18 protein-coding genes are annotated in these 15,880 nt (G+C 42.4%); 3 read left to right on the forward strand and 15 right to left on the reverse strand.

Annotation, left to right across the window (positions count from 1 at the left end; all coding sequences use genetic code 11):
* Nucleotides 1-15 precede the first annotated feature (15 nt).
* From ZX61_RS23300 to ZX61_RS23320, 5 genes are all read right to left on the reverse strand, one after another.
* On the reverse strand, nucleotides 16-630 hold the full coding sequence (locus ZX61_RS23300; protein ID WP_049846958.1) for a CDP-alcohol phosphatidyltransferase family protein: 615 nt from the start codon (nucleotides 628-630) through the stop codon (nucleotides 16-18).
* Nucleotides 623-1,270 (reverse strand): ATP-binding cassette domain-containing protein, encoded by a 648-nt coding sequence (locus tag ZX61_RS23305; RefSeq protein ID WP_049846959.1) that lies wholly within the window; start codon nucleotides 1,268-1,270, stop codon nucleotides 623-625. The genes ZX61_RS23300 and ZX61_RS23305 overlap by 8 nt, the downstream gene beginning before the upstream one ends.
* On the reverse strand, nucleotides 1,236-2,945 hold the full coding sequence (locus tag ZX61_RS23310) for an ABC transporter permease (protein WP_049846960.1): 1,710 nt from the start codon (nucleotides 2,943-2,945) through the stop codon (nucleotides 1,236-1,238). Before ZX61_RS23310 ends, ZX61_RS23305 begins: the two co-directional genes overlap by 35 nt.
* Before the next feature lie 9 nt (nucleotides 2,946-2,954).
* Nucleotides 2,955-4,097: an ABC transporter substrate-binding protein gene (locus ZX61_RS23315; RefSeq protein WP_049846961.1), complete on the reverse strand. Its 1,143-nt coding sequence runs from the start codon at nucleotides 4,095-4,097 to the stop codon at nucleotides 2,955-2,957.
* Between the two features lie 199 nt (nucleotides 4,098-4,296).
* Nucleotides 4,297-4,743 (reverse strand): META domain-containing protein, encoded by a 447-nt coding sequence (locus ZX61_RS23320; protein WP_049846962.1) that lies wholly within the window; start codon nucleotides 4,741-4,743, stop codon nucleotides 4,297-4,299.
* A 196-nt stretch (nucleotides 4,744-4,939) separates the two neighbouring features.
* On the opposite strand from ZX61_RS23320, the gene ZX61_RS23890 reads away from it, so the two are divergent.
* Together ZX61_RS23890 and ZX61_RS24740 are read left to right on the forward strand one after the other, a co-directional pair.
* The gene (locus tag ZX61_RS23890) at nucleotides 4,940-5,188 is read left to right on the forward strand and encodes a DUF1289 domain-containing protein (RefSeq protein ID WP_082173542.1); all 249 of its coding nucleotides are present in this window, start codon (nucleotides 4,940-4,942) and stop codon (nucleotides 5,186-5,188) included.
* 71 nt (nucleotides 5,189-5,259) lie between these two features.
* Nucleotides 5,260-5,448, forward strand: a complete 189-nt coding sequence (locus ZX61_RS24740) for a DUF1289 domain-containing protein (protein WP_082173543.1) — start codon at nucleotides 5,260-5,262, stop codon at nucleotides 5,446-5,448.
* A 5-nt stretch (nucleotides 5,449-5,453) separates the two neighbouring features.
* Here ZX61_RS24740 and ZX61_RS23325 read toward each other — a convergent pair whose 3' ends face one another.
* From ZX61_RS23325 to ZX61_RS23365, 9 genes are all read right to left on the reverse strand, one after another.
* Nucleotides 5,454-5,675, reverse strand: a complete 222-nt coding sequence (locus tag ZX61_RS23325; RefSeq protein WP_049846963.1) for a hypothetical protein — start codon at nucleotides 5,673-5,675, stop codon at nucleotides 5,454-5,456.
* 277 nt (nucleotides 5,676-5,952) lie between these two features.
* The gene (locus ZX61_RS23330; protein WP_049846964.1) at nucleotides 5,953-6,360 is read right to left on the reverse strand and encodes a GspS/AspS pilotin family protein; all 408 of its coding nucleotides are present in this window, start codon (nucleotides 6,358-6,360) and stop codon (nucleotides 5,953-5,955) included.
* 2 nt (nucleotides 6,361-6,362) lie between these two features.
* Nucleotides 6,363-6,659: a YciI family protein gene (locus ZX61_RS23335; RefSeq protein WP_049846965.1), complete on the reverse strand. Its 297-nt coding sequence runs from the start codon at nucleotides 6,657-6,659 to the stop codon at nucleotides 6,363-6,365.
* 104 nt (nucleotides 6,660-6,763) lie between these two features.
* Nucleotides 6,764-7,156, reverse strand: a complete 393-nt coding sequence (gene yciA, locus ZX61_RS23340; protein WP_049846966.1) for an acyl-CoA thioester hydrolase YciA — start codon at nucleotides 7,154-7,156, stop codon at nucleotides 6,764-6,766.
* Between the two features lie 74 nt (nucleotides 7,157-7,230).
* Nucleotides 7,231-7,782 carry a septation protein A gene (locus tag ZX61_RS23345; protein ID WP_049846967.1) on the reverse strand — a complete coding sequence of 184 codons (552 nt, stop codon included), beginning with the start codon at nucleotides 7,780-7,782 and terminating at the stop codon, nucleotides 7,231-7,233.
* 107 nt (nucleotides 7,783-7,889) lie between these two features.
* The gene (locus ZX61_RS23350) at nucleotides 7,890-8,117 is read right to left on the reverse strand and encodes a hypothetical protein (protein ID WP_049846968.1); all 228 of its coding nucleotides are present in this window, start codon (nucleotides 8,115-8,117) and stop codon (nucleotides 7,890-7,892) included.
* Between the two features lie 251 nt (nucleotides 8,118-8,368).
* On the reverse strand, nucleotides 8,369-10,240 hold the full coding sequence (locus ZX61_RS23355) for a sensor histidine kinase (protein ID WP_235431376.1): 1,872 nt from the start codon (nucleotides 10,238-10,240) through the stop codon (nucleotides 8,369-8,371).
* 643 nt (nucleotides 10,241-10,883) lie between these two features.
* Nucleotides 10,884-13,397, reverse strand: coding sequence for a response regulator (locus ZX61_RS23360; protein WP_049846970.1), 2,514 nt, complete (start codon nucleotides 13,395-13,397; stop codon nucleotides 10,884-10,886).
* A complete protein-coding gene (locus ZX61_RS23365) occupies nucleotides 13,390-14,592 on the reverse strand; it encodes an acyl-homoserine-lactone synthase (protein ID WP_049847011.1) in 1,203 nt (400 codons plus the stop codon). Before ZX61_RS23365 ends, ZX61_RS23360 begins: the two co-directional genes overlap by 8 nt.
* Nucleotides 14,593-15,143: 551 nt before the next feature.
* On the opposite strand from ZX61_RS23365, the gene ihfA reads away from it, so the two are divergent.
* Nucleotides 15,144-15,437, forward strand: a complete 294-nt coding sequence (ihfA, locus tag ZX61_RS23370; protein WP_049846971.1) for an integration host factor subunit alpha — start codon at nucleotides 15,144-15,146, stop codon at nucleotides 15,435-15,437.
* A 122-nt stretch (nucleotides 15,438-15,559) separates the two neighbouring features.
* On the opposite strand, the gene ZX61_RS23375 is transcribed toward ihfA, so the two are convergent.
* Nucleotides 15,560-15,880: an HI1450 family dsDNA-mimic protein gene (locus ZX61_RS23375; RefSeq protein WP_049846972.1), complete on the reverse strand. Its 321-nt coding sequence runs from the start codon at nucleotides 15,878-15,880 to the stop codon at nucleotides 15,560-15,562.

A 15,880-nucleotide genomic window follows, 5' to 3' on the forward strand; every position in this document is an offset into this window, starting at 1 on the left:
GTAGTAAATGAGGCGCTAAGGCGCCTCATTTAATGTCTGAAAGCCTGAATAGATACGGGTAAAGGTTGTAAACCAGCATGCGGCACCAAAGACGAATGCAATCAAGGCAAAATGTTGTGGAAATAAGCAGAACAAAATAAAGCAGCCAATTGTCTCTGTTCCTTCGGTGAGTCCACTCATGTAATAGAGTGACTTATTTTTATAGACAGGGTTGTCGATGCCGCGTTTTCCTGCCATTACAGCAAAAGCTAAAAAACTCGTTCCCGTTCCGATAAAAGAAAAAATCAGAAATGCCCCGGCAATGGCATTTTGCTCTGGATTAGCGAGCACAAAACCAAATGGGATCAGCGAGTAAAATAGAAAATCTAAGCTGATATCGAGAAAGCCCCCCGCATCCGAAATACCTTGAACACGTGCCAATGCGCCATCAAGGCCATCGCATATCCGATTGAGAACTATAAAAGCCAGCGCTAAGGTGTATTGCTCTACGATCAAAGCGGGAAAGGCAAGGCAGCCTAAGGCAAAGCCAAACAGTGTTGTCTGGTTGGCAGTGACCCCTAGCTTATCAAATAGCTTGGCAGACTGAGCTAAAGGCCAACGAATAACTTTGATACTGAAACGATCAAGCATGTTTTGTCTCCCACGGCCAAGTTATACAGCGGCTATCTGATGGAATGTCTTCGTCATCATGAGTGACCATCAATGCTGGAATATTGGCCTGTTTTAATTGCTCGACAACCCAAGCGCGGAATTGCTCTCTCAGTTCCTTATCTAGCTTGCTGTAAGGCTCATCTAATAAAGCGACTTTGGGTTTCGCTAGTAGCATGCGTGTTAAGGCAATACGAGCGCGTTGACCGCCAGAGATCTGGTCTGGATAGGACTCTGCGAGTTTTGATAGTGAGATGTTTTTTAATGCTTGCATCGCTCTTGATTTTCTTTGTGCTCCTTTCATCGAGTCGGGCAATGCAAACGCAAGGTTTTCCCCCACAGTTAGATGCGGAAAGAGCAAATCATCTTGAAATAGAATACCAACTTGACGTTTGTGTGCGGGCAGTCTATCAAGGCGTTGCTCGCTCAATGTGATAGAGCCTGAGTAATCAAATTCTGATGACAAGTGACCAGCAATCGCATCAAGCAAGGTTGATTTACCACAGCCACTTGGGCCCATCAAAGTGACAATTTCTCCTGGCTCGACGGTCAGGTTGAAATCAGAGAAAAGGGGGTCACCATTCGTTTTACGGATGGCGAGGTTTTCGAGACAAAGACTCATTTGGTAGTAAACCTTTAATAGTCAGTCGGCGATACTTAACGTGTAGTCGGCTAAGTAGAATCGCAAATGAGAAAAACAGCAGTGGTAAGATCGCTTGCCAAATAGCATAAATGGCAGTGACGCGACGATCAAAGCCGCTGGATAAAGCGACAGCTTCAGTAGTGATTGTGCTGATACGTCCCGCTCCCAACACGAGAGTCGGAAGGTATTGAGCGAGACTCACACTAATGCCTATAGCCCAAGCAAACGCGATGGCAGGTAATAGCAATGGCAGTTTAACTTTCATCCAAGCCTGTAACGGAGACTTACCTAAGCTAAGGGCAACGCGCGTAAGCCCGTCGTCAAAGCTGCGCCATGGTCCATCAAGTGATAGATAGACGAATGGGAAAGCGAAAAAAACGTGAGCCCAGCATACCCAAAACAAATACGCTTCGCTGTTTAAGTACAAAGTCACGATTTGCACACCAAACAGAACTGACAATTGTGGGATGAGCATAGGGATTGCGATGATATACCCCGGTACCTGCCAACGGTAACGTAGACGATATTCATGAGCGATCAACGCTAACACCAAACTCACAGTCGCACAGACAAGCGCGATGACTAGACTCTGTTCTAGAGTGGCTAAAATACCTTGCCATTCATATTGCCAAAATCGAAGGCTAAACTTGGATGGCAGGAGATCTGGGAACCGCCAGCGTTGAGCGAAACTCCAAATAATCAATAGCGGAATTATCGCTAAGGTTAATCCTGCGACTACAGAGAAAAGGCTTTTTCCCGGTAAATTGACTCCCTTTCTACCCGAATATTGCCAAGCCTTAAAACCTTTGGTGACTGTCCATTCGACCAAGCGAGCAAAAACAATCAGTAATGTGGCTATTGTGAATAAAACGACGGCACCAGCTGCTGCGCGAGGAAGCAGTGATAAGTCTGGGTCATTGAACCATTGCCAGACCAATACAGCAAATGTTGGCGGATTGGTAGGGCCAACAATTAAGGCAACGTCAACCACAGATAAGCTGTAAGCCATAACCGCGAGCATAGGGAAGCGCAGCTTAGCAAACCATTGAGGGAAAAGACATTTCCACCAAGTTTGAGCCGAGCTATAGCCCATGGCGTGACTGACTTTTTCAGTCTGTTCAACATTTAACTGCTGAAGAATGGGGATACTCATCAGAAGTAAGAAGGGAACTTCTTTGATGGCCAACATTACAATTAAGCCCATTGCATAAGGGTCTTTGACTAATAGCGCCAAGTCATCGACCGTTTGTCCGTTAGGGTTGTAACCAAACATATCATATAGGATACGCGCGCCCATTCCCGTCGGCGCAAACAAGAAAGCAAAACCAATAGCAAATGCAACGTGAGGCATCGCGAGTAGCGGAGATAAGCTCAACTCAACCTTACGCCAAAATGCAGTCCTCCATGCAGATTGCAAAATGGCAAAAGTGATCAAACAGGCTAGGTAGCTACTCAAAATCGCGCTATATACCGTTAACCCGATTGACTGCCAAACACCAGCCCATTCAAAAACAGCAGAAAAGCCATCAATGGAAAACTGATTTAAGCCAATCGGGGGGATGTACCCGAGCGCAGAGACCAACACACCAAGCAAGCCTGGTAGGGTAGGCACTATACAAACGACAATAATGACTAAATAGAGCGCTCTTAACATGGAGTAACTCTAGTTTCCATACCGTTTTAGCCACTCTTTTTCCAAAGCAGCTTGCCAGCTAGGGTGAGGCTCGGCAATTGACTTAAATTGCTGGGTATTCTTAGCTGAACCAGTTAAGAATTGGCTACTTAGTACGGAAGGATCACCCCATACATTCAAATCTCCTTTACGAGATTGCGCTTCAGGGCTGAGTAGGAAATTAATCGCAATTTGAGCTCCAGCGCTTGCATTGGCATTCCAAGGAATCGCTAAGAAGTGGATGTTAGAAAGAGCACCAGCCTCCATTGCATAAGCCTTTGTTGTGTCTGCTAGGTTGCCACTTACTTGTGCGGAAAATACGGCATTTGGATTGAATGTAATGGCGAGATCGATTTGGCCATCATCAAGCAACTGAACCGTTTCTGCCGTGCCCGCTGGGAACTGTTTGCCACCACGCCAAGCCACTCTATGTAATTCATCTAAGTATGACCAAAGAGGCTGTGTCACGATAGCAAAACTCTCATCAGAAACTGGCTGCTGTAGCGAAGCATCATTATTTGTCAGTTCGATCAATAGTGCTTTAAGAAAACTCGTGCCATGAAATTCTGGCGGGCGAGGGTAAGTGATTCGGTTGGGGTACGCTTTGGCGTAACTTTGTAGTTCTGCGAATGATTGTGGTGGATTATTTAGCGCTTTTTCATCATGAATAAAGACCAGTTGACCTACGCCCCAAGGAGCTTCTAGGCCCTCTGTCGGTTCAGAGAAATCTACGTCGACAGGAAGTGATTTATCGACATACTGCCAGCTAGGTAAACCCTCGGCAAATGGACCAAATAGAAGTTGGTTGTCTTTCATAGATTTGAAGTTCTCACCATTAATCCAAACCATGTCGACACTACCACCACTGTTTTTTCCTGCTGCTTTTTCTGCAATCAAGCGTGATGTTGTTTCTGCAATATCGGTGACTTTTACATGTTTTAATGTCACACCGTATTGTGATTGAAGCTCATTGCCGGCCCATTGAATATAGCGGTTAATTTCTTGGCTACCGCCCCAAGCATGGAAGTAAACGGTTTGCCCTTTTGCTTTCTCGACTGTCTCTTGCCATTGGTCTGCTGCAACGGAAGAAAGTGAAAAAACAAGCGAAGAAATAAGCGTGATCAGCCTTGTCATAATGTTCCCTGTTAGTTGAATAATTGTATCGGCCAATAATTAGAGACCGAGCTAACGCAATTATTCATTCATTATGACTGAAAAAATCAGGATTATTAACAATTTGGCTGAATTGTTGACGAGATGTATGAAAAGAGTCTGATAGAAATCAAAAAGCAGCCAAGTTGGCTGCTTTCTGAACTGCTTTTGGCGATAAATGTTAGTTTTTCCAATCGTTCAATTTAAACGTTAGTGTATGTACATCGTTTTTAAGCACCATTGAGTCTTGTGTTAGAGTCATATCGCTCCAGTCAGATAGAGTTTGGCCGAATGCTTGCTCAATATCCATAATGTCACCAACACACATTTTCATGGTCATACCCATTTTTTCGATGCGGAACTGATTATCTTTTAATTCTGCTTGGCCAAAGAAGTTGTTGCATCCAGCATTACCGTTGGCAGTCATTTTCTCGCCAATTTCTAGACGTGGTGGGTTTTGGCGACCTTCTAGCATGATATCTTCGCCGTCAATGCTAACCAGTTCCCAGTTATGGTGTTGTAAATCTTGAGCTGTAATTGGTTTCACATCGTCTCCATTGCTTGCACATGCCGTTACAACAAGAGGTAGAGTAATTGCTGCAAGTAACATTTTTGGACTAAGCTTCATAATAGATCAACTCCGATAATAAATAGATAAGTCAGCTTTATGACTTTGATGAGAGCAGTATAGTGAATTGCAGGCAGGATTTGTCAAAATAAGGTCATAGTTTGGTATCAATCACATATTGAAACTCATTGATAAACATACAATTACAATTCACGTAGAGTGAAATTTATGCGTTAATTAAAGTGAGAGGAATCGCTTGGAGCAGTTAGAGTTTTTTATCGTCCCAAGTCCCTGCGTCGGCATATGTACAGTAGATGAGAAAGGCTATTGTCAGGGCTGTATGCGCAAAAGGGAAGAGCGTTTTAATTGGCTTAATATGACACCTGCTCAACAGTTACATGTGATAAAGCTCTGTCGACAACGATACTTACGCAAAATTCGAAAAGGGCAATCTAAGCCCACGGAAGAGATACTTACCCACACCCAGCAACAAGATCTATTTTAAAATCAAATCCTTACGTGGCCAATTGTTTAGGCTACATCTTAAATGTCGTGTACTGTATTTTAAGGTATAGTATGGATATACGAAATGACAATACTAACCCTTGCCTAGGTCTATGCGAATCTAGCAACAATGGTATTTGTATCGGCTGCGGACGTAGCCGGGAAGAAAGGTATCTGTGGCATCAACTGACCGAAATAAAACAAAGAGAGATTCTTGAGCGCTTGCCCAATGAACCTCTCTGTTTGAAATCTGACAACTAGCTCACTTACTTCAAGCCCCAACGATCGTTAACCCAACCGCCAGCGTGCTCATCAAAATGGTTTCCTGAGAATCGGTGGTTCACTTCATTGCGTTTTTCATTTTGAGGTTTTTCATCGAGCAAATGTTGTATATAGCTCGCCATCGGATCACCACCTTTCAGCCGATCTTGCCGAGTCGCTACCTCTTTAATCAATTGAAGACGGTATGAGTTGCTAGCACGTTTCATGCGGTGATCCTCCTTAGTTGTGACATTAATATGAAAACTTAGAAGCCGACAAGAAAACCGTCAATACATTATGGTTAATTATTGGTCAATTTTGTCAGTGTAGAATCTGTTTTAATTAAAGCTATCAGAGTGATGAGGATCTATCGTATTGAAATATAGGGGAAGATTAGAAACTTGAGCAACTGTAAGCTGCAATAAAAAATTCATCAATAATTAAGATAGTAAAGACTCCAATTCTGTAGCCTTTACTCAATCTTTAACAGGTGCTGCCTATCGATTACTTGCTTAGAGTCTGGCAGCGTTGGTTAGTGATTAACTCATCTGCCATTAGCTGCCCGCGGCTATTGCGCATCTTAATACGGTAGCTGACTCCGACCTCTAGGTTATTCTTGGTATCTGGTGTGTTGCAATAAGTTTGAATGCTCTGCTTCAACACTTGAGATGTAGGTCTAGCCCCTTTTGCATCGTCATTGTAAACCATCATAATCTCAATCGTGGTTCCTTTTGCGTTGGCGCGCATGATAGATAATGGACCAGACTCAAGCGGTAACTCTGTTGATAGCAAGTTAGCACGGCTTTGTGCGAGTAACTCAAGCTGTTTCTGCTTTTCTGATGATGCAGAAGAACACCCCACAATTAAGGTGCCTAAGGCCACTAGAGTAAATATCTTTAGCGAGTTAAGCATGATTAGAATACTTTTTTGAATGGTTTTACGACAACGCTTTGATATACACCTGCTGCAATGTATGGGTCTGAGTCTGCCCACTCTTGCGCTTGCTGTAGAGATTCGAATTCAGCAATGACAGTCGAACCTGTAAAACCAGCTTCACCAGGGTTATCAGAGTCTATTGCAGGCATAGGACCAGCAGTCAGCAAGCGACCTTCATCTTGGAGTACTTGCAAACGTTCTAGATGAGCCGGACGAGCGCTAAGGCGTTTTTCCAAAGAGTTCTCTACATCTTGTGAGAAAATGACGTACCACATGAGCCGATATCCTTATATAATTAGCTTAATTTCAGACGATTACTCTACCTTAACTAGCGTATTTTTAAAGCTTTGATGTATAGATAATTCTATACCTATGCTGATTACTTGATCGGACGAGGCTTTCCGTCGCCATCAATAGCAACGTAATTGAATGTGGCGTCACACACCATAAAGCGATCTTCTAGGCCATGCTCTTTCACGGGCTTTACCCATACTTCTAGGTCAATACTCATTGAAGTACGGCCAATCTTAGTACACTCACCATAACAACAGACGACATCACCAACGCGGACAGGCTTTTTAAAAGTGATGCTCGATACAGAAACCGTAACAATGCGGCCAGATGAGATTTCTTTGGCGAGAATCCCGCCAGCTAGATCGAGTTGTGACATGATCCAACCACCAAAAATATCGCCATTGGCGTTGGTATCTGCTGGCATAGCGAGGGTTCTAAGAAGCATCTGCCCTTTAGGTGCGGTGTGTTCTGTGCTCATTGTGACATCCAATACAAACGAAGCAGCGACCAAGTCGGTCGCCGCAAAAGTAGGATTGTAACAAACTTATCAACTTATTCGCTAGAGTTTGCCTGCCTATCGTCTTTAGGCATATGCTTATAAATATACACACCAGTGAGTAGAGTAAATCCAAATGTTGCGGCAAGCAGGCCAAACACCTTGAAGTTAACCCAAACATCAAGAGGCAGTTTGAACGCGATATAGACGTTTAACCCCGCACAGAATGCAAAGAATGCTACCCATGCCCATGTGACTTTGGCCCATATGTGCTCGGGGAGGGTGATTTCTTTGCCCAACATGCTCTTAATCGCTGATTTACCGAGGATATGGCTGCCTGCCAAGCCAATGGAAAAAATCATATAAACGATGGTGACTTTCCATTTTATGAAGTTGTCATCGTGAAGGAAAATTGTCATGCCACCAAAGATGGCTACCATCAGAAAAGTGATGACTTGCATCTTCTCTACTTTTTTGAGCATGACATAGGTGACGATTATTTGAATTGCGGTGGCTGCTATAAGAGCGCCCGTCGCAACGTAGATGTCCTGCATTTTGTATAGAACAAAGAAGATAATCAGCGGGATAAAGTCGAGCAGTTGTTTCATTGAGTTATTCTACATCTGTGTAATTGCTCTCAGTCTAACCAATTCAATGCCAATCACAAAGTGCTTAGTAGCATGCGAGCCGAAGTCTGTACCCGTAAATTTGTCAATTAACGTTGAATCTGTCGCTTAAAATCTTCCAAATAGCCTTCACTGCGTAAACTATCGACGGCAAATTGCAATTCTTCATCGCTCATCGAAAAGCAACATGACTTTCCAGTCATACCATTTAAGTATTCGTGATATTCCAACTCAGTAAAATGCCCGATTCGGTCGACAAGAAGGCTCTTGATGCCTTGATGAATAAGTCGATAGTATGTGTGACGTTGAACTTCCATAACGTGCTCCTGACATCTGTAAAACGGAGTGTTGCCGCTTGTGTATACCGTGTAAGGATTAAGCATATTCAATGCCAGTAGAATGAGACTCTGACCACTTAGGTGGTAGGTGCTTAATAATGTGTAAAAAATAGCGAATTGAGAGCAAGTGTATTTGGATAATCTAGCAAAAAACAGCAAAATGAGAGTCAAATTGGGAATAGGATTGCCAATCTATTGACTGGCAATCATCACGAAGAGCGGGTCTTATTTCAGCTAACAGCCGGAGCTGTATGCTGCCGAGCTTTGTTGACTTGGTGAGGCTTTGGCGCTTTGATTTGACTGAGCGAAATGTTCGTCGTTGGGAATGTTAGTTTGAATTCGGAGTATTGCTCAACTCGAGATTGGCAGTGGATTGACCCTCCAAATGCGTTCATCACACGTTGGCAATAGCCCAAACCTAAACCGCTGCTGCCGTTTTTGTTATAGCTAAAGAAGTCGTCAAAAATGCGTGTTTGTAGGCTTTCTGGTATTCCAGGCCCGGTATCACGAAAAAGAACAGAGTTCTCGTATTGGCCATTCTCAATGCGAATTGTGATTTGGCTTTTCGGGTAAGAATCGAAATAGTAGGTGGCATTGCGTAAAAGGTTGAACAGAACAAAACTGAGTAAGGTGGCATTAATTTCAGCCACAAAGTCTTGGTCTAGTTCTAAATGAATCCTTTGACGCGTGGTTTCATTGTCAAAGCCATATTGGTCAACCGCTGCACAAATTACCGATGATATCAAAGATGGAATAACAGGCTCTTGATCGAGCGAAGCGTCTTCCAGCTCACGCATTATAATATCAATCAGTTGATGGCTTTGAGCGATGGCATGGGCTCCTTTTTTAACATGTGACACTAGCTGTTCAGATGGCTGCCTTCCGCCAATAGCTTGTTCTAGCATTTCAAACTCAAGCAGAAGCTGCGAGAACGGATTGCGCATTTCATGTGCAATAGAACTTGCTAAAGCTTGTGATTGTCTCACTTCTTTTTTGTAATTGACATGCACTTGTATTTTTCTTAGCACTCGTTCAGTTGCTGCCAGCTCCTCGTAGGAAAAGTGCCTTCCTGTGGGTTTTGAACTTGATACTAGAATATGTGAAAGCTTATTTTTCCTCTCATAGAGGGGCAGTACTAGAGCAGACTGAGTTTTACTCATAGTGTTGTGTACCGCAGTAAGCGCCATATCACTAGATTGAAGTAACTCTTCTTCAATTTCATCAATTACTAACGGGGTGCGATAGCTCTCAAAATAGGAGCGGTACTGGTTCACTTCTCGATAATCGTCAAGTAGGCGCAGTTTACCTTTAGGCACACCTATATAGTTCGCTAACTTCTCCATCGCTTGGGTTGGAGATATTTGAAATTCTTCTTCTAAAAGAGCAATTCTTTCTACTGGATTTATTGATTCGCCATAGCAAAACAGACTTACTCCTTTTTGGATCACTTTAAAAAGCTTGTGCCATGTCATGCCAATGAGCAGGACAAGCAATAAAACATCAAACAGATCCACCTTTGATATTGGTACTACTAAAGAAATGATAACAGCGTATAAAAGCGCAGTTATTGCCGCACTAGCAAAGACAAAACAAATATATCGTGGGCTAACGAATCGAGATGTGAGCAACGCGTAGCCCATGAGTAACATCTCACTGAGAGAGAGTGTAGGTGGGAGCCAAGTCAGTGAAAAGTTATCAAAAAAGAAAGTCATACCAACTTGAATGGTGGCGGTAGAGCACATGAAAATGGTGATACCCAGAATCATGTAATTAATTCTCGTTTGTCTTATTCGATTGTGATTATTTCTTAATGAAAGCAGATTGAAAAAAGTCAGAAATACTAAGGTAGTGAAGCCAAGAAAAAAGTATTTTGTATAGGGGCCAAATTCTAATTGGAATTTGCTTGGACCCGAAACTTCAATTCCCTGAACTGTACCACCAGGGATCAAGTTGCTGAACACTCCGAATAGGGCAATGGCGATGACCAATACGCTCTGCCATCGAGCGACATTTTTATCTGTATAGTGTTTATGCAATTTGACGATGAAACAATAGGCAGAAACAAACGCAAGCAGCGTCGCGAGATTCGCAATGACGGCCATCTTAATGGCTATAGCATCACCAAATTTTACAAGGAGATCGGTGTGGAAATAGCTATTGCTGAGAGCCCAAATGAACACCCCTAATGTATAACAAATATAAAAGAGATAGTGTTTTAGACCGAGGCTCCCGTGACGTTTTGCTAGAGCAGTACAAAAGTACCCAGCCCATATAAGGACGAGTAAAGAGGTCGAGAGTAATACGAGCGCCTTTGGGTATAATAGTTGATTCAATAGATAACTGAACATGTTGTTCTGAGTTCACCAAGTGTTGACGTTGTTAATGTTGAGCCGACACGGTTTTTATCTTATATAGCTTAGTTAGCACCGTGCATACGATTAGATCGCAAGAAGTAGGCTGAATTTGGTGCTAATTTGAATTATCGAGACTCAAAGTTTTGCGATCTTATTTACCTGATGCAAATGTAAGAGCAACTATTTTCTTATTTCGATCTGACTTGTGTCTCGTTTTCGAAGGACGAATGATCGGTACTATGATTTAGTACCGAATAATGAGTAAAGTTATTGATGGTTTTGGGAAGAGGATGGGTAATTCCCATATAATCAAATGTTTATCTACGAAAGCGGTATGGAAAATTGATACCATTACCGCTTTGAGAGTTTTGTTACGTCATTAAACTACAGCTCAATGTATGCCCATAGGCAGAGCCGATTTCAACATTTGATCGAGTGCTTCTTTTGTCGTTGGTTTAGACAGTCGTCCGTCCATAAGTTCGCTAATCAAGTTTAGTTCTCGTTCACCAGATTCTCCTGACAGAGCGATAATTGGAATTGTTGGATAGGTTCGCTTAATGATGCTCGCTGCCTCAAAACCATTCATGACTGGCATCTGGATATCCATAAATACAAGATCAATGGGGTTGCTTCGAATAATCTCAATTGCCACTTTGCCATTATTTGCCAGTACGACGCCATAGCCTAACTGTTCAAGGTAAAGTTTAACTAAGGTGCGCTGAATTTCTTTATCATCAACGACCAATATCATATGAGAAGGTGCGACGCCAAAATTAAGTTCGCCATTAGATACAGCAACAGCAGGAGTAGAGGCTTTTGTTTCTTGTTTAGGCACCGGGCTGGTTTTTATAGCCTGAGAAACGGTAGCGTTGGTTGCCGGGAAGGTGAGTTTAAACTCGGTAAAGCTTCCAACTTCTGAGTGACAACTGATCGAGCCACCAAATGACGTCAATACGCGTTGGCAGTATCCGAGGCCTAAGCCACTACCACCACTCTTATTGTGGCTAAAGAAGTCATCAAAAATACGCCTCAGCAAATTTTGAGGAATGCCTGGTCCGGTATCTCGAAACAGTAAGTAGTTTTCGTACTGACCGCGCTCAGTCCTTATTTCAATCTGACTATTCGGATAAGAGTCAAAGTAGTAAATGGCATTGCGTAGCAAGTTAAATAAGACAAAATTGAACAGAGTATCATTAATTTTGGCTACGAAATCATGGTCAAGATTCAACGAGATACGTTTAAGGTTATCATCATTGTCGAAGCCGTATTGATTAATCGCACTATTGATTGCGTCATGAATTAATGTTGCTTCTGCTGGTTCTTGATCAAGTGAAGAGTTGTTAACTTCTCGCAGGATGATATCAATCAGTTGTCGCCCGCGCTTTATCGCTTGCTTACCTTTATCAACATGTTGCATTAGGCTGTTGGCATCGTTCGGAGATAGAAGCTTGTGGTTAAGCGATTCGAACTCAAACTGCACCTGTGCAAGTGGATTTCTCATCTCGTGAGCGATGGAATTGGCAAGTGCTTGCGACTGTCTTACTTTCTGTTCGTAATTGATATGAACTTGAACTTTCTGTATGACGCGTTCTAGTGCCTTGAGTTCTTCAAAAGAAAAATTGACACCTCCCGGCTTGTGACTAGAAACCAGTACATGGGATAGCTTGTTCTTGCCTTCGTAGATGGGCAGAACCAGTGCTGACTCCATTTGATTCATACTACTGTGGATGGTTGATAGTTCTTTGTTGCGGTTTTTTTCGATCGCATCTTCAATTTCATCGATCACCAACGGTGTGGAGTGATTCTCGAAGTAAGAGCGATACATACTGGCACCTTGGTAATCATCAAGTAACTTTAGTTTATCGCTAGGTACACCCAAATAAGTCGCGAGTGATTCTATGGCTTTACTTGGGGATTTTTGAAACTCGTCTTCTAATTGAGCGATTTTCTCTGTCGGAGAAACAGGTGAACCGTACAACGCGTAGGTTAGGCAGGTGCGGACCAAACGTGATACATAAGGCCATGAGAGACCGATGGCCAATATTGCGACTATACCTGTTGCTGTACTGGCATAGCTCAAGTCTTTGAACAGAGAAACGATAAATGTATAGGTGGCGGCGGTAATGAGTAGTGAACACCCCACAAGGCAGAGATAGCGAAAACTGTAAAAGCGAGAAGCGAGAATCGCGTATCCCATAAAGAGCATTTCACTAATTGAAAGTGCTGGTGGGAGCCAAGTCAGAGAGAAGTTATTGAAGAAATATGTAAAACCTAATTGGATAACCGCAGTAGACGCCATAAAAATGGTCATCCCGAGTATCATATAGTTAACTCTTGTGCGTCGTACACGGCTACTACCGCGTTTAATAGAGAGCAGGTTAAAGAACGTTAGTGCGAATAGCAGCGTTAAGCCAATAAAGAATGGTCGAGTGTACTCACCAAACTCTAACATGAAGTTACTTGGGCCTTTAATGATTACGCTTTTAACAGTCAGATCGGGAACGATATTTACCACGGTACAAAAGGTCAAGGTTAAACCAGCAAATAGAAACTGCCAAAAACTTGGTTGACTACTTGTGTAATGTTTTCTCAGTTTGGCTGAGAAATAGTAAGCTGAACTAAATGCAAGCAGTGCAGAAAGGTTGGCAATGATTGCCATCATAGTACCTACATCTGGGCCCCATTCAACTAACCATCCGCTATGAAAGTAAGCATTACTCAAAATCCAAACAAACAGCCCAAGCGTATAGGTTACATAGTAGAGATATTGTCTTAAGCTGCCTACACCATGCTTTCTAGTGAGAGCGGTGCAAAAATACCCCGCCCATATAAAGACAAGTAAAGCAGTCATAATCAGGGCGATGGCTTTTGGATAGAGTAGCTGTTCTGAAATATAACTAAGCATATTGTAGCTCTTGTCCTTGGTGTCTATGCTGCTTTAATTGCGTGATGGTACTAACTTTATAATGTCGATAACTGCATTCGGCTAAAGCTTGACTTAGTGGTTTAATAAACCAAAGTCCTTTATATGTAGCGAACCCTGAATCTGATACGTGGCAAAAACTCATCTTTAGATACGCACCGTTATTTAAACTTTGGTAATACTGAATCATCAATGGTTGCTCAATGACGACAAAGGCAACCTGAAAGTGGTGTTTGTCCAGTTGAGCCATTAGCCTTTTTTGTGACAAATAGAGGAAAAAAATCTTCTGATTCTGGTTACCACTGACAGTTAGCCTGACGATTTCGCAGCACTTTTCTTGGGCCCTAATATTTTGCCATAGTGTGTTTTCAAATTCCGCTGATGAAGTATCTCTGATCTCGACATCTGAACACAAGAGATCTAGGTTCACTAATTGATCTTGCATCTCTGCTTGGTTGATCAAAGTCCAGCAAGAAGTTTGAAAAAACGGTGAAAAGTAAAGCCAATCAAGTGCGTTTTGATGTCGATTAATTTTCGCACTAGATACAATGATGGGGAAGGCTAGATCAGGGGCTAACTGAGCTAGAATGAAGTGAGTTCCCTGAGAAGATACTTCAATTTCATAGAGCATTTCAAACCATTGTTGTTCCCAAACAAACGTTGCTAGATTGATTAACATTACTGCGTCAGGGAGTTCCATTGCATACTGACTGTGAAACGTGTAATAGAGCTCTGTGTGTTTCTCTATATCCTTGATGATGCTATCGGCGAAGTTCTCTTCATTCTGAGTAAATGTTGGAACTGACTCAAGTTTTAAACTACAGGTTTGATTGTAGTATTTTTTCGTAATCTTCCAGACATTGAATGCACACCATGCCTGCGCCCAGTTATCAAAAAGTGTTAAAGCCCTTTGTTCAAAATCATGCCACTGCTTAGGTTCATCTTTCAGCGGATAATTGACGTTAACAAAGTAGTAAGGTGATTGCAGCTTTGTCGCGATATTTTTATACCGGAGCGAGTTATCTTGCTCGCAGATCTGCGTGACTCTTTCGTTGAGTATATGTTTAAAAAAGTGATTGCTGTCCACTCCGAAAAGTATTTCGATTTGCTCAAATAGCGCACGCGCATGTTGACTCGTCCCTCGTTCCAAAAGGGAAGATTGATAATTATTAGCCATAGACATTGTTGTAATATTGTTATTTTGAACAATTAGTATTCATATGTATGCCTATTTGTGCAATTGAATTAGTATGTTTATGCTAATTACTACGTTATTAATATTAATATTGGTGATGTAGAGCACGTTGTGTATGGATTAGGTGATTGTTTTTTCATCATTAATGTATTGAATTGCGCTAACAACAGAGCCATTAGTTATTGGGATGACGTGGTTTTCGTAAGATTTGTGTTTTATTACCTACATCAGTACTTTAGCTATCAACTGATTCTGATTTGAAATTATTATCTAACAATCTTGTTAATAATAAACTAATCCTCTGCGCTATTGGCGTTCATCATCCCTTTAATTGTTGGAAATTCTGCCTATTTAGCCATCTATCTCGTTGTTTTGTCGACTAAATTGTGCTCATTGAAGAAAAAAGTTGGCGAAAATCATGAGCTTGGCATACACTTTCCAAGGTAAAGCCGATATGTTGTTGATTGGCTTGGTGAAATGCTTTGGTGCTGCCTTGGGGCGGCGATGTTTAACACAGCTTTGAGGAAAGTTTTATGGCGCTCACAAAGGCCGATTTGGCTGAGAACCTGTTTGAAAAGCTCGGATACAGTAAACGGGATGCCAAGGAAACGGTTGAGGCGTTTTTCGAAGAGATTCGTAAGGCACTGGAAAGTGGCGAACAGGTAAAACTGTCTGGATTTGGTAATTTTGATCTTCGTGATAAGAATGAACGTCCAGGTCGAAACCCCAAGACAGGTGAAGACATTCCAATCAGTGCTCGTCGCGTAGTGACCTTCCGCCCTGGGCAAAAATTAAAAGCCCGAGTTGAAAACATAAAGATGGACTAACTCTTAGTTAACTATGAGGCGCGTCCTGCGTAGGGGCTAGTTAGATTCCTAGAAAGCTCCTGATGAAAAAACACCCCAGCAAAGGCTAGGGTGTTTTTGTCTTTGCCATTTGAAAGTCGATTTTAGTCGCGTTTCCATAGAGCATGGCAGAACTTGTGTTCAGGATCGCGGCTAATTAATAGGCGCGCGAACACATCATCAAGCACATCATTTTCTTCGTTGACTAAGCCAACACGAACTTCAGCATATACTTCTTTGTCTACGTCAAAACCGACATGTTCAACCCAGTCGTCACCAGTTTCAACCAACTCAGCAGCGCCGCGCTCTTCAAACTGCGCGGTGAATAGAATGACATCTGCTGGCTCTAGGTTGTCTGGCGCCATTTCCAAGAAAATATCGTAAGCCGTGTCGATGGCATCGTCGTATGAGATTAGACCTGTCAT

It is taken from the genome of Vibrio sp. VPAP30 (assembly GCF_001188205.1).
Lineage (GTDB): Bacteria > Pseudomonadota > Gammaproteobacteria > Enterobacterales > Vibrionaceae > Vibrio > Vibrio bivalvicida.